We start from the raw sequence: 13,531 nt of genomic DNA on the forward strand, positions 1-13,531 counted from the left end.
TGCCGAGCCTAGGCGAGGCACCGAGTGGTGGGGCAGGAGCGTTTTGCTTACTTTTGACTGGGCCGGCTTCCGGGCTCTTCAAAAGTGAGCCGCCGTAAGGGCGGAACCCTAAGCAGCCGTTACCGCAGCAATGGATATGTACCCGATCAACAAAATCTTGGCCAGCCGTAAGGCCGCCATCGTGGGCAAGCCTTGCTCCCACAGGATTTGTGGCCGGTCTGACAGACGCGGCGATTTTTCCGACGAGGTTTTAAGGTTGCTGCTCGGAAGCGGTATCTCTAGCTTGTACGTGTCGCTGCCAATCCAGCGACCGGGACTGCAAGCCCGCCGAATTCGTTAGGCGCCAGCGCCCGGACCCACGTCTCGGGCTCCAATTGATGCAGGAGCGCCGTTATGAAAAAACATCATCCTTCTTCGCCATCAGAGAGCACCTTCCCCTACAACGACCCCGATCCGGAAAAGCTCCAAGAGGCCGCAGACCGAGCACTCGATTACCATCTGGGCACCCACCCTGATCCCAAACCCAAAACCTCAACTCAAGTGTTCACCGTCATCGATACCCTCGACACCGAATGCCTGCTAGCAAATCTCAGCGAAACCCTGGCCTCAGCCAGTGCCATGGTCAACGACCTGGCGTTCGATCTGGAAGGCTCGCGGCGGCATGTCGCGCTCGGTGTGGCGCAGATGATTGACTTGAGTGAGCTGTTGGCCAATCGAGCGCTGGATATCGTCGACCCGCGTTAACCAAGTTTGGCGAGGGGATTTAGCGAAACGTCGTATCGCCCCGCTGGGCTGTGGGAGTAAAGCTTGCTCGCGAAACAGGCGCCTCGGTTCCTGAAAGACCGCATCGCCTCCATCGCGGGCAAGCCTTGCTCCCACATAGGCTGGCATTAAAGCGCGCACAAACAAAAAGCCCACCTTTCGGTGGGCTTCATGTTCAGCGTTCAAACATCAATCAGAACAGCTTCATCTTCGGCGCTTCTTCTTTCACCGGTTCGTTCTTGCCCGTCTGGGCATTCCAACCACCGCCCAGTGCCTTGTACAAATTGACCTCACTGGTCAGTTGCGCAAGACGGTCAGTGATCAGCGATTGTTGCGCGCTGAACAACTGGCGTTGGGCATCGAGGAAGGTCAGGTTGCTGTCGACGCCGATGCGGTAGCGACGCTCGGCCAGGCGGTAGTAGTCCTGGTTGGCGGTGACGAAGTCGGTCTGGGCCTGCAACTGTTCGTTGTAGGTCTGGCGCGCGGCCAGGCCGTCGGAGACTTCCTGGAACGCTGTCTGAATCGACTTCTCATACTGCGCGACGTTGATGTCTTTCTGGATCTTGGCGTAGTCCAGGCTCGCACGCAGGCTGCCGGCGTTGAAGATCGGCAGGTTGATTTGCGGCGCGAAGGTCCAGGTGCCCGAGCCGCCCTTGAACAGGCCGGACAGGTCCGGGCTCAAGGTGCCGGCGTTGGCCGTCAGGCTGATGCTCGGGAAGAACGCGGCCCGTGCGGCGCCGATGTTGGCGTTGGCGGCCAGCAGGTTGCGTTCGGCCTGGAGGATGTCCGGACGACGTTGCAGCAGGTCCGACGGCAGCCCGGCCGGCACTTCGCTGAGCAGGTCATCGCTCAGCGGTTGCGAGTTCAGGTTGGCCGGCAGCCCGGTGCCCAGCAGCAGGGTCAGGCTGTTTTCGTCCTGGGCGACCTGGCGGGTGTAGCGCGCCAGTTGCACACGGGCGTTTTCCACGGCGGTGCGCGCCTGGCTCAGGTCCAGGGCCGAGGCCACGCCGACTTCGGCACTGCGCGAGGTCAGCTTCAAGCTTTGCTCGTAGGTTCCAAGGGTTTCCTGGGTCAGCTTGAGCAGTTCCTTGTCGGCCTGCCAGGTCAGATAGGCATTGGCGACGTTGGCTACCAGGCTGATCTGCGTACTGCGACGGGCTTCTTCGGTGGCGAAGTAGCTTTGCAGCGCTTGCTCGCTCAGGCTGCGAACCCGACCGAACAGGTCCAGTTCATAGGCGCTGATGCCCAAGGTCGCCGAGTACGAACTGCTGATGGCCGCTTCACCGGTTTGCGAAGCCCGTGCCGGTACCCGCTGACGGCTGCCGGAGCCGGTGGCCGAGACCGCCGGGAACAGGTCAGCGCGCTGGATGCGGTATTGCGCGGCGTAGGCATCGATGTTCAGCGCCGCGACGCGCAGGTCGCGGTTGTTTTCCAAGGCGACCTGGATCAGCTGTTGCAACGCCGGGTCATGGAAAAACTGTTTCCAGCCTTGCTCGGCGGCGGCCTGGCCAGGCGCATTGGCCGACTCGTAGGCCGGGCCTTGCGGGTATTGCGCCGCGACCGGTGCGTCGGGCCGCTGATAGTCGGGGATCAGCGAGCAGCCGCTGAGCACGACGGCGGCGATGGTCAGGGAGAGTAGCGACTTGCTCATTGGCCAGCCTCTTTAGAAGTTTCAGGAGTGTCGTCCTGGTCGATAGGTTTGCGACGACCCATTGACGACACCGTCACGAAGAACAATGGCACCCAGAAGATTGCCAGGATGGTAGCGGTGAGCATACCGCCAATCACGCCGGTACCGATGGCGTGCTGGCTGCCCGAGCCGGCTCCGGTGGAGATGGCCAGCGGGACTACCCCGAGGACGAATGCCAGGGACGTCATGATGATTGGCCGCAGACGCATCCTGCAGGCTTCGATGGCGGCTTCCACCAGTGTGCGGCCCTGCTCATGAAGTTCCTTGGCAAACTCGACGATCAGAATGGCGTTTTTCGCCGCCAGGCCGATGGTTGTCAACAGGCCAACCTGGAAGTAAACGTCGTTGGACAGGCCGCGCAGGCTGGTCGCCATCAGGGCACCGATGATCCCCAGGGGGACCACGAGCATGACCGCGATCGGAATCGACCAGCTCTCATACAGCGCTGCCAGGCACAAGAACACCATCAGCAGCGACAAGGCGTACAACGCTGGCGCCTGGGAGCCCGATAGACGTTCCTCGTAGGACAGGCCCGTCCAGGAAATACCAACACCGGCCGGCAGCTTCTTGGCGATGGCTTCGACTTCGGCCATGGCTTCGCCAGTGGAATAACCCGGGGCGGGGGCGCCCAGTATTTCCATCGCTTCCACGCCGTTGTATCGGGCCAGTTTGGGCGAGCCATAGACCCACTCGCCCTTGGCGAACGCGGTGAACGGCACCATGGTCCCGGCGCTGTTGCGCACGTACCATTTCTTCAGGTCCTCCGGGCTCATGCGAGAGCTGGGTTGACCCTGCACATACACCTTCTTCACCCGACCACGGTCGATGAAGTCGTTCACGTAGCTACTGCCCAGGGCAATCGACAGGGTGTTGTTGATGTCCGACAAGGTGATGCCCAGCGCGCTGGCCTTCTCGTCATCGATTTCCAGTTGGTACTGCGGCTCGTCGTTCAGGCCGTTTGGACGCACCTGGGACAGGATCTTGCTCTGCGAAGCCATCCCCAGGAACTGGTTGCGTGCCTCCATCAGCTTGTCGTGGCCAATGCCGGCACGGTCCTGCAGGAACACGTCGAAACCGGTGGCGTTACCCAGCTCCAATACCGCTGGCGGAGCAAAGGCGAACACCATGGCATCACGGAACGTGAAGAAGTGCTGTTGGGCGCGGGCGGCGAGCTTGAACACGCTGTTGTCGGCGTTACGCTCGTCCCACGGCTTGAGCATGATGAACGCCATGCCGGAGCTCTGGCCGCGACCGGCGAAGTTGAAGCCAGTCACGGTAAATACCGAGGCCACGGCATCGCCTTCACCGCCGTCCTTGCTGGGACGCAGCAGGAACTCACGCATCTTGTCCACCACAACCTGGGTACGCTCGGCACTGGAGCCCGCCGGCGTTTGTACCTGGGCAAACAGTACGCCCTGGTCTTCTTCCGGCAGGAACGCCGTCGGGATGCGGGTGAACAGCCAGATCATGCCAACCACGATGAGCACGTAGGCCAGCAGGTATGGGGCCTTGTGCTTGAGCATATTGCCCACACCGCGCTCGTAGCTGCGTACGCCACGGTCGAAGTTGCGGTTGAACCAGCCGAAGAAACCGCGTTTCGGTGTGCCATGCTCACCCTTGGGGATCGCCTTGAGCATGGTGGCGCACAGGGCCGGGGTGAAGATCAAAGCCACCATGACCGATAGGGCCATGGCCGAGACGATGGTGATGGAGAACTGCTTGTAGATCACCCCGGTGGAACCGCTGAAGAACGCCATCGGCAGCAGTACCGCCGAAAGCACCAGGGCGATACCCACCAGGGCGCCCTGGATCTGGCCCATGGATTTCTTGGTGGCTTCCTTGGGTGACAGGCCTTCTTCGCTCATCACCCGTTCGACGTTTTCCACCACGACGATGGCGTCGTCCACCAGCAAGCCGATAGCCAGCACCATGCCGAACATGGTCAGGGTGTTGATGCTGAAGCCGAATGCCGCGAGGATCCCGAAAGTACCCAGCAGTACTACCGGCACGGTCATCGTGGTGATGATGGTGGCGCGGAAGTTCTGCAGGAACAGGAACATCACCAGGAACACCAGCACGACCGCTTCGACCAGGGTTTCAACCACACCCTTGATCGACTCGCTCACCACCGGCGTGGTGTCGTAGGGGAACACCACTTCCATGCCCTGCGGGAAGAATGGCTTGAGGTCGTCGATGGTCTTGCGCAGGGCCTTGGCCGTGTCGAGGGCATTGGCGCCGTTGGCCAGCTTTACCGCCAGGCCCGACGCCGGGGCGCCATTGAACTGGGCGCTGACGCTGTAGTTCTCACCACCCAGGCCCACATCGGCAACATCGCCGACGCGTACTTGCGAACCGTCCGGGTTGACCTTGAGCAGGATCGCCTTGAACTGCTCGGCGGTCTGCAGACGAGTCTTGCCGATGATGGTGGCGTTCAGTTGCTGGCCGGGCAGGGCAGGCAAGCCGCCGAGCTGGCCGGACGAGACCTGGACGTTTTGCGCGGCAATGGCGTTTTTCACGTCCACCGGCGTCAGGTTGAAATTGTTCAGCTTGGCCGGGTCGAGCCAGATCCGCATGGCGTACTGGGCACCGAAGACCTGGAAGTCACCGACACCGGCGGTACGCGAGATAGGGTCTTGCAGGTTGGACACGATGTAGTTGGCCAAGTCGTCCTTGGTCATGCTGCCATCGCGCGACACCACGCCGATCACCATCAGGAAGTTCTTCACGGCCTTGGTCACGCGGATACCCTGCTGCTGCACTTCTTGCGGCAGCAGCGGGGTGGCCAGGTTCAGCTTGTTCTGGACCTGGACCTGCGCGGTATCGGAGTTGGTGCCCTGCTCGAAGGTCGCGGTGATGGTCATGCTGCCGTCGGAGTTACTTTCCGACGAGACATAACGCAGGTTGTCGATACCGTTGAGCTGCTGCTCGATCACCTGCACCACGGTGTCCTGCACGGTTTGCGCGGACGCACCCGGATAGGTCACCTGGATCGCAATGGCCGGTGGCGCGATACTCGGGTACTGGTTGATCGGCAATTTGAGGATCGATAGAGCCCCGACCAGCATGATCACCAGGGCAATCACCCAGGCGAAAATCGGACGGTCGATAAAAAATTTCGACATGGTTTACTCCCCTTTACCGCCGGCTGCTTTATCAGCTGCCTGAGCGGGGGCCGGGTTCTTGGTATCGACGTTGGTGGCTTCGGTGGCTTTGACTTCCACCCCCGGCCGTACGTATTGCAACCCTTCGGTGATCAGGCGGTCGCCGGCCTTGAGCCCGTCTTCGATCAGCCACTGGCTGCCGACAGTGCGGCTGGCCTTGAGCTGACGCAACTCGACCTTGTTGTCCGGGCCTACCACCAGGGCAGTTGGCATGCCTTTGAGGTCGCGGGTCACGCCTTGCTGCGGGGCGAGGATCGCTGCGCTGTTCACACCGGCCTGCAGTTGTGCATGGACGAACATCCCCGGCAGCAGCGTGTGGTCCGGGTTCGGGAACACGGCGCGCAAGGTCACCGAACCGGTGGTCTGGTCGACCGACACTTCGGAGAATTCCAGCTTGCCTTCGTGTGGGTATTGGCTGCCGTCTTCCAGGGTCAGCTTGACCATGGCGGCATTGTCACCGGCCTTCTGCAAACGACCACTCTTCAGCTCACGGCGCAGTTGCAGCAACTCGACCGAACTCTGTGTCACGTCGACGTAGATCGGGTCCAGTTGCTGGATGGTTGCCAGGGCGTCGGCCTGACCATTGCTCACCAACGCGCCCTCGGTCACCGAGGAACGACCGATACGGCCGGAGATCGGCGCGTAGACCTTGGTGTAGCGCACGTTGATCCGGGCTGTCTGCAGGTTGGCTTCCGACTCCAGGCGGTTGGCCACGGCGGTGTCGTATTCCTGACGGCTCACCGCCTGTTCATCCACCAGTTGCTTGTAGCGGTCTGCAATCGACTTGGTGGAGCGCAGGTTGGCCTCGGCACTCTTGAGGTTCGCTTCATAGACGGCCGGGTCGATCTGGTACAACTGCTGGCCGGCCTTGACGTCAGCGCCTTCCTTGAACAGGCGCTTGAGAATGATGCCGTTGACCTGTGGCCGTACTTCCGCGATGCGGAATGCGCTGGTGCGCCCCGGAAGCTCCGACGTCAGGGTGAAGGGCTGGGTCTTGAGGGTTACGACGCCAACCTGAGGCGGCGGAGGAGCAGGTGCAGCCTCTTCCTTTTTGCATCCGCTGAGCAGCGATGCCAGGGCGATGGCGGTAACCAGGGCAGTAACAGCTGGCTTGAATTGCATGGAAATCCTCGGGTCCAGGCGCGCAACTGGCGCACTCGAAAGGTGGAAAGGTAAAAGGCGCACTATTTCAATTAGTAGGATGCTAAGAAATATACTTACGTACATGGTTGTTTGTAAACAGCCCAATTGCGTAACATCCGTATTTACAAAAGCCTGACAAAGGCCTGTATAGATCAGAGGCGCGCTCCAAGAGACGTCGCCTCATATTTTGTTCAGCTGATTCTTACGCATTGCTGACGCATCCTGCTTGAGGTGTTTACTGCCATGGTCCGTCGTACCAAAGAGGAAGCCCAGGAGACTCGCAGCCAGATACTTGAAGCCGCCGAAAAGGCGTTTTTCGAGCGAGGCGTGGCGCGCACGACCCTGGCCGATATCGCGACACTGGCTGGTGTGACGCGTGGTGCCATCTATTGGCATTTCAGCAACAAGGCGGACCTGCTCCAGGCCATGCTCGATACCCTGCACGAGCCGCTCGATGAGTTGGCCCGTGCCAGTGAGAGTGAAGAGGAGCTTGATCCGCTGGGCTGTATTCGCAAGCTGTTGGTCCGGTTGTTCCAGCAAGTGGCCCTTGACCCGAAAACCCGACGCATTAATGAGATCCTGTTCCATAAGTGTGAATTCACCGATGAAATGTGCGATTTGCGACAGCAGCGACGCGAGGTGAGTCTCGACTGCAATGTGCGCATCGCCCTGTCGTTGCGCAATGCGATGAAACGCGGCCAGTTGCCGGATGATCTGGATCCCGAAAGGGCGGCAGTTGCCATGCATGCCTACATCGACGGCATCTTGTACCAGTGGCTACTGGCCCCGGACAGTTTTGCCCTGGCGGCTGAGGCCGAGCGCTGGGTGGAGATCGGGCTGGACATGCTGCACTTGAGCCCCAGCCTGCGCAAATGAAACAAAATGGGTGATTGCGTCGGTTTGTGTCAATAGCCGATCCAGAGGTACCTCGCTGGGCACTCATCCCGGCGGGGTACTTTATATAGGCACCGCAGCGTCTTTGACAGGCGGCGAATCGGCTATTTTGTAGGGAAATTGTTGCGCATTGGTTAAGTCGCGTCTCGGTCACCCTCCCTAGGTGAGTCTGATCAGGTCGGGTTGTTTTCGTCGATCGTCAGATTAACGGTGTAGCTGAACGGCACTTCAGACATTTTTTGGGAAATGACGGCTTTGCAACTGTAGTTGTTATTACCAGAAGAGTTGACTGTTTTGCTCCAGTGAGGGCTGTAGCTGGGCTCCGACCAACCAGGAATAATGGGAACTTCGAGTTGAGTGGCAAGTTGGCAGATATGGCCGTTGACTTCATAAGCCAGGTTGAGCTGGATGGGCGATATTCTTCTTAGTGTGGGTTGCCAGCCGGACGCTGGGTAAGTGAATCCCCTTTGGAAGGGGATGTTTATATTCCGTAACTTTTTCGGCGATACGTCATAATCTGAGATTGGGTAATCGGGTGGGAGGACCGAGAGGTGTTTCAGCTTCAAAGTATCTGAAGTGTTGTTCGTGACCTGAACGAGCACGGCTGTGTCCGCCATGGCGCTGGTGATAAATGCCGGAGCCAATGCAGCAGCCAGGATAAAACGCTTAATGTGGGTCATGATGGGCTCTTCCGTGAGCGCAGATATGTTTGGGTCTGCATGATATGTTTGATTAAATATTGTCAGGTGGTTGCCAGCGACATGGTTTTATATTTGTCGCTGTTCAGCGTTTCTATTATTGGCGTGATTAGAGGTGTCAATCTATAGTGCCGACCTTTCGGGTTGTTTTTTTATGTGTCGCAACGTTGGTGGTGAATTTTTGTTGTCGGTTTACTCCGTTTTTTAAACATAAAAAAGCCCCGGCGTTTTTTGATGCCGAGGCTTTCTTCATATAAGGCAGCGGAGCACTTACATTACCGGGTAATCAATGTAGCCTACCGGTCCTTTGCCATAGAACGTTTCCGGATGCGCCTCGTTCAGCGGTGCATCGGCTTTCAAGCGTGCCGGCAGGTCCGGGTTGGCAATGAACGGCACTCCGAAGGCAACGGCATCGGCCTTGCCCTCGGCCAGCCAGGCATTGGCGCTGTCCTTGGTGAAGCGTTCATTGGCGATGTACGGGCCGCCGAAAGCCTGCTTGAGTTGCGGGCCGATGCTGTCATCGCCTTCTTTCTCACGGGAGCAGATAAAGGCGATGCCACGCTTGCCCAGCTCGCGAGCCACGTAGCTGAAGGTTTCCAGGCGGTTCTCGTCACCCATGTCATGGGAGTCGGCGCGTGGCGCCAGGTGCACGCCAACCCGGCCGGCACCCCAGACTTCAATGGCCGCGTCGGTCACTTCCAGCAGCAGGCGGGCACGGTTTTCCAGGGAGCCGCCGTAGTTGTCGGTGCGCTGGTTGGTGCTGCTTTGCAGGAACTGATCGAGCAGGTAGCCGTTGGCGCCGTGGATTTCCACGCCGTCGAAACCGGCGGCCTTGGCATTCTCGGCACCGACGCGGTACGCATCGACGATGTCGGCGATTTCAGCGGTTTCCAGCGCGCGTGGGGTCGGGTAGTCGGCCAGCGGACGGACCAGGCTTACGTGGCCCTTGGGCTGGATCGCGCTGGGCGCCACCGGGGTTTCGCCGTTCAGGTACGACGGGTGGGAGATCCGGCCCACATGCCACAGTTGCAGGAAGATCTTGCCGCCGGCGCCGTGGATCGCCTTGGTGACGTTGGACCAGCCGCGCACCTGGTCGTTGGACCAGATGCCCGGGGTGTCCGGATAGCCTACGCCCATCGGTGTGACCGAGGTTGCTTCGCTGAGGATCAGGCCGGCGGATGCGCGTTGCACGTAGTACTCGGCCATCAGCGCGTTGGGCACGCGGCCTGCATCGGCGCGGCAGCGGGTGAGCGGGGCCATGATGATGCGGTTCTTCAGCTCGATGTCGCCGAGTTTGATGGGGTCGAAAATAGTCGCCATGAAATACAACCTCGAAAGTGGAAGGATTAAAAGTCAGTGAGTTGCCGGTGCCAGGTCGGCATTGCCGCCCTGGCGGAAAGTGATCAGGGTGACCAGCAGCGCCAGCACGGCCAGCGCGCCGGCGGCCAGGGGCACGGAGGTCAGGCCCAGGCCATGGTCGATGACACTGCCGCCGACCCAGGCGCCCAGGGCGTTGCCAATGTTGAAGGCGCCGATGTTCAGGGTGGACACCAGGTTGGGCGCATCTTTGCCGAAGGTCACCACGTTGACTTGCAGGGCCGGCACGGCGGCGAAGCAGGCAGTGGCCCAGAGGAACAGGGTGATTTCGCTGGGGATCAACGCCACGCTGGTCCAACTCAGTACGGTGGACACCACGGCCATGGTGAGGAAGACGCCCATCAGCGTGTTCGCCAGGCTCTTGTCCGCCAGCTTGCCGCCGATGATGTTGCCCAGGGTCAGGCCCAGGCCGATCAGCACCAGGGTCCAGGTCACGCCTCGGGGCGATACGCCGGTCACTTCACCCAGCAGCGGGGCGACATAGGTGAACAGGGTGAACACCGAGGCGGAGAACAGCGCGGTCATGCTCAGGGACAGCCACAGGCCGGCCCCTTTGAGCGCCACCAGTTCCGAGCGCATGTCGAGTGTTTCTTCATCGCGCTTGGCCGGCAGGAAGCGGATCAGGCCGATCAGCGCAATTACGCCAATGACAGTCACTGCCCAGAAAGTCGAACGCCAGCCGGCTTCCTGGCCCAGTGCGGTGCCCAGTGGTACGCCGAGCACGTTGGCCAGGGTCAGGCCGGTGAACATCAAGGCCACGGCCGAGGCGCGCTTGTTGGGCGCCACCAGGCCGGCAGCCACCACCGAACCGATACCGAAGAACGCGCCGTGGCACAGGGCCGTGACGACCCGGGCGAACATCAGCACGTTGTAGTCGCTGGCGATGGCGCAGAGCAGGTTGCCTACGATGAAAATCCCCATCAACACCACGAGGGCAGCCTTGCGCGGCAGCCGCGCGGTGGCCAGGGCCATGAACGGCGCACCGATGGCCACGCCCAGGGCGTAGCCGGTCACCAGCCAGCCGGCGCCAGGAATCGACACGCCCAGGTCGGCCGCCACGTCGGGCAGCAGGCCCATGATGACGAACTCGGTGGTGCCGATGGCGAAGGCGCTCAGGGCCAGGATCAGGAGTGAGAGGGGCATGATGGGTCCTTGTCGGGTCAGAGCTCTTGGCTCATTTGCTTGAGGAACTGCTGGATCACGTCCTCGTTGCGTTTGAAGAAGTGCCATTGACCGACCTTCTGGCTGGTGATCAGCCCCGCCCGTTGCAACACCGCCAAGTGCGCAGACACCGTGGATTGCGACAGGCCGCAACGCTGGTCGATCTGCCCGGCGCAAATGCCGAATTCGTGGTTGTGCAACTGTTCAGGGAACTGGACCTTGGGGTCTTTGAGCCAGTTGAGGATGTCTCGCCGTACTGGGTGTGCCAGGGCTTTTATTATTTCGTCGAGGTCGAGGGTCATGGTGGCAGCTCGGAGTGAGTAAAACGCTATATCGCGATGGAGCGAACCTTAAATCGTTATTTTGCGATATACCAATATGGATTTGATCTGAATATCGAACAAATCGCTATATCGGGTTATAACGATATTGGCGTGGTGGTGCTAAGCTGCGGCCATGAACTATCTCGCGCACCTGCACCTCGGCGGCCCTGGCCGGGAACAACTGCTCGGCAGCCTCTACGGCGACTTCGTCAAGGGCCCGCTGCAAGGGCTCTATGACTCACGAATCGAAGCGGCGATTGCCCTGCATCGGCGCATCGACATGTACACCGACCGCCATCCCTTGGTGGACATCGCCCTGTCGCGCTTTTCCACGGTGCGACGGCGCTATGCCGGGATCGTGCTCGACGTGTTTTTCGACCACTGCCTGGCCCGGGACTGGCCGTTGTACGGTGAAGGGCCGCTGCTGGACTTCACTTCCCGGGTGTACCAGGTACTCGGCACCGAACCGCAGCTGCCGGGACGCCTGGCGCACATCGCGCCGTTTATGGCGGCGGATGACTGGCTGGGGTCTTATCGGGAGTTCGAGGTGCTTGGGCAGGTACTGCGCGGCATTTCCCGCCGCCTGTCCCGCCCCGAGGAGCTGGCCGGAGCGATGCCGGAGTTGATCAGGCTCTATGAGCCGTTGAGCGAAGACTTTCGGTTGTTCTACCCGCAACTGCAGGATTTTGCTCAAAACCAAGTCACACCGCAGGAATAAATGTGGGAGCGAGCAAGCTCGCTCCCACAGGGGGCTCCACGGAGATCCAGGATCAGGCCGCAATCGCAGCAGGTCGCATCGGCGCTTGCTGTTTCTCTGGAAGTGCCCCGAACAAAGCCTTGTGCACCGCCTGCTGCGCCTGGAAGGCCAGTGCCGCGCGTTCCTGGCCGTGGCAGGCAATCGGTTCCAGCAGATGGATTTCCACCTCGCCCCGATCATTGGCAAACAAGCGCATCAGGTGCGACAGCAAATCATCATCGCCAATGAACGGCGCCAGTGAATCCGGTTCACCGTTGCGCAGGTAACGGATCGCCACCGGCTGCAACGCGACATCGGCATCGATGGCCGCCGACAACAAGCGACCGTGGAAGGTGCGCAAGGTACGGCCATCGGTGGTAGTGCCTTCCGGAAACATCAACAGCGGATGGGCCTGTTCCAGGTGGCGGCTCATTTGCTTGCGGATCAACTGGCTGTCACCCGAACCGCGCCGGATAAACAGGCTGCCGGCCTTGGCTGCCAACCATCCGGCCACCGGCCAGGTGCGCACTTCGGCCTTGGACAGGAACGACAGCGGCGTGAGCATCCCCAGCAACGGGATGTCGGTCCAGGACACATGGTTGCTGACCCACAGCATCGGCCGATGCGGCAGTTGACCGTGGACGGTGACTGAAAAGGGCAGGGCACGGCTCAGCCGTGCCATGAAGAACCGCGACCAGCGCTGGCGACGGACCATCGAGTGGGCGATCCCAGCACGTTCGAACAGGCCGAACACGCTGGCCATGCTCAGGCCCAGCGCCACCACCAGCAATACTCGCGCGATTCGCGCGTACACCCGCAGCCGGCTCATCAGACCGCTGCCTTGAAGTGGCGGGCGTAGCGCGGGCAGAGCTCGTCGCGCTTGAGCAGGATGAACACGTCGGCCACCTGGAAATCCTCGTCCCAGCACGGCTCGCCGCAAATCTTCGCGCCCAGGCGCATGTAGGCCTTGAGCAGCGGCGGCATCTCGGCGATGACGTTGGACGGCACGTCCAGGGTCGGCAAGGGTTTTTTCGGTACGGCTTGCAGGTGTTCGGTGCACAGGTAGCGTTCGCGCAGGCGTTGCATGATCGCCTGGGCCTGGATACCGCCGTCCTGCATCGGAATGCTCGCGCAGCCCATCAGGTAGCTGTAGCCGCCTTCGTTCAGGACTTCGGCCAGTTCGCCCCAGAGCACGGCGATGGTGCCGCCGTTGCGGTAGGCCGGGTCGACGCAGGTACGGCCGATTTCCAGGATCGGGCCCTTGAGATGGACCAGGCCGTGGAGGCTGAATTCTTCTTCGCTGTAGAACCGGCCCAGGCTGCTGGCGGCCTGGTGGTCGAGCAGGCGAGTGGTCGCCACGAGGCGGCCGGTGTTCAGGTCGCGTACGCCAATGTGGGCGCAGTGAACATCATAGTCATCCATGTCCAGACCCATTTCCGCGCCCTTGAGCTTGGCGTTGAATTCGCCGCTGAAGACGTTGAAACGCAGGGCCTGTGCTTCTTGCAAGGCTTGGGCGCCGATCAGGCGTTCGGCTTGCAGGCGGCGTTCATTGCCGGTGTCGCTGATGCGGGCGATCTGGGTCATAG

General features: G+C 60.8%; 12 protein-coding genes. 3 read left to right on the top strand and 9 right to left on the bottom strand.

What is annotated here, in order from left to right:
• Positions 1–393 precede the first annotated feature (393 nt).
• Positions 394–744 carry a DUF6124 family protein gene (locus AC09SL_RS21400; RefSeq protein WP_058545934.1) on the top strand — a complete coding sequence of 117 codons (351 nt, stop codon included), beginning with the start codon at positions 394–396 and terminating at the stop codon, positions 742–744.
• 211 nt (positions 745–955) lie between these two features.
• Here AC09SL_RS21400 and adeC read toward each other — a convergent pair whose 3' ends face one another.
• The 3 genes from adeC to AC09SL_RS21415 are packed head-to-tail and all read right to left on the bottom strand — an operon-like array spanning position 956 to position 6,735.
• A complete protein-coding gene (gene adeC / locus AC09SL_RS21405; protein ID WP_064107050.1) occupies positions 956–2,413 on the bottom strand; it encodes an AdeC/AdeK/OprM family multidrug efflux complex outer membrane factor in 1,458 nt (485 codons plus the stop codon).
• Positions 2,410–5,574 carry an efflux RND transporter permease subunit EmhB gene (emhB, locus tag AC09SL_RS21410; RefSeq protein WP_058545935.1) on the bottom strand — a complete coding sequence of 1,055 codons (3,165 nt, stop codon included), beginning with the start codon at positions 5,572–5,574 and terminating at the stop codon, positions 2,410–2,412. Before emhB ends, adeC begins: the two co-directional genes overlap by 4 nt.
• Positions 5,575–5,577: 3 nt before the next feature.
• Entirely contained in the window at positions 5,578–6,735 is a 1,158-nt protein-coding gene (locus AC09SL_RS21415) for an efflux RND transporter periplasmic adaptor subunit (RefSeq protein ID WP_058545936.1), read from the bottom strand.
• A 264-nt stretch (positions 6,736–6,999) separates the two neighbouring features.
• On the opposite strand from AC09SL_RS21415, the gene AC09SL_RS21420 reads away from it, so the two are divergent.
• Positions 7,000–7,632 carry a TetR family transcriptional regulator gene (locus tag AC09SL_RS21420; protein WP_058545937.1) on the top strand — a complete coding sequence of 211 codons (633 nt, stop codon included), beginning with the start codon at positions 7,000–7,002 and terminating at the stop codon, positions 7,630–7,632.
• A 191-nt stretch (positions 7,633–7,823) separates the two neighbouring features.
• On the opposite strand, the gene AC09SL_RS21425 is transcribed toward AC09SL_RS21420, so the two are convergent.
• From AC09SL_RS21425 to AC09SL_RS21440, 4 genes are all read right to left on the bottom strand, one after another.
• A complete protein-coding gene (locus AC09SL_RS21425; RefSeq protein ID WP_058545938.1) occupies positions 7,824–8,330 on the bottom strand; it encodes a hypothetical protein in 507 nt (168 codons plus the stop codon).
• A 288-nt stretch (positions 8,331–8,618) separates the two neighbouring features.
• The gene (locus AC09SL_RS21430) at positions 8,619–9,668 is read right to left on the bottom strand and encodes an alkene reductase (protein ID WP_058545939.1); all 1,050 of its coding nucleotides are present in this window, start codon (positions 9,666–9,668) and stop codon (positions 8,619–8,621) included.
• A 33-nt stretch (positions 9,669–9,701) separates the two neighbouring features.
• Positions 9,702–10,868 (bottom strand): MFS transporter, encoded by a 1,167-nt coding sequence (locus AC09SL_RS21435; RefSeq protein WP_057449692.1) that lies wholly within the window; start codon positions 10,866–10,868, stop codon positions 9,702–9,704.
• Between the two features lie 17 nt (positions 10,869–10,885).
• Complete coding sequence (locus AC09SL_RS21440; RefSeq protein WP_014336977.1) at positions 10,886–11,188, bottom strand: ArsR/SmtB family transcription factor; 303 nt, start codon at positions 11,186–11,188, stop codon at positions 10,886–10,888.
• Between the two features lie 154 nt (positions 11,189–11,342).
• Between AC09SL_RS21440 and AC09SL_RS21445 the strand changes: the two genes are divergently transcribed.
• On the top strand, positions 11,343–11,927 hold the full coding sequence (locus tag AC09SL_RS21445) for an acyl carrier protein phosphodiesterase (protein WP_058545940.1): 585 nt from the start codon (positions 11,343–11,345) through the stop codon (positions 11,925–11,927).
• 52 nt (positions 11,928–11,979) lie between these two features.
• Here AC09SL_RS21445 and AC09SL_RS21450 read toward each other — a convergent pair whose 3' ends face one another.
• Both AC09SL_RS21450 and olsB read right to left on the bottom strand, forming a co-directional pair.
• Complete coding sequence (locus AC09SL_RS21450; protein WP_058545941.1) at positions 11,980–12,774, bottom strand: lysophospholipid acyltransferase family protein; 795 nt, start codon at positions 12,772–12,774, stop codon at positions 11,980–11,982.
• Positions 12,774–13,529 carry an L-ornithine N(alpha)-acyltransferase gene (gene olsB / locus AC09SL_RS21455; RefSeq protein ID WP_003198679.1) on the bottom strand — a complete coding sequence of 252 codons (756 nt, stop codon included), beginning with the start codon at positions 13,527–13,529 and terminating at the stop codon, positions 12,774–12,776. The genes AC09SL_RS21450 and olsB overlap by 1 nt, the downstream gene beginning before the upstream one ends.
• Between the last annotated feature and the right edge of the window lie 2 nt (positions 13,530–13,531).

The organism is Pseudomonas sp. PF05, assembly GCF_056521845.1.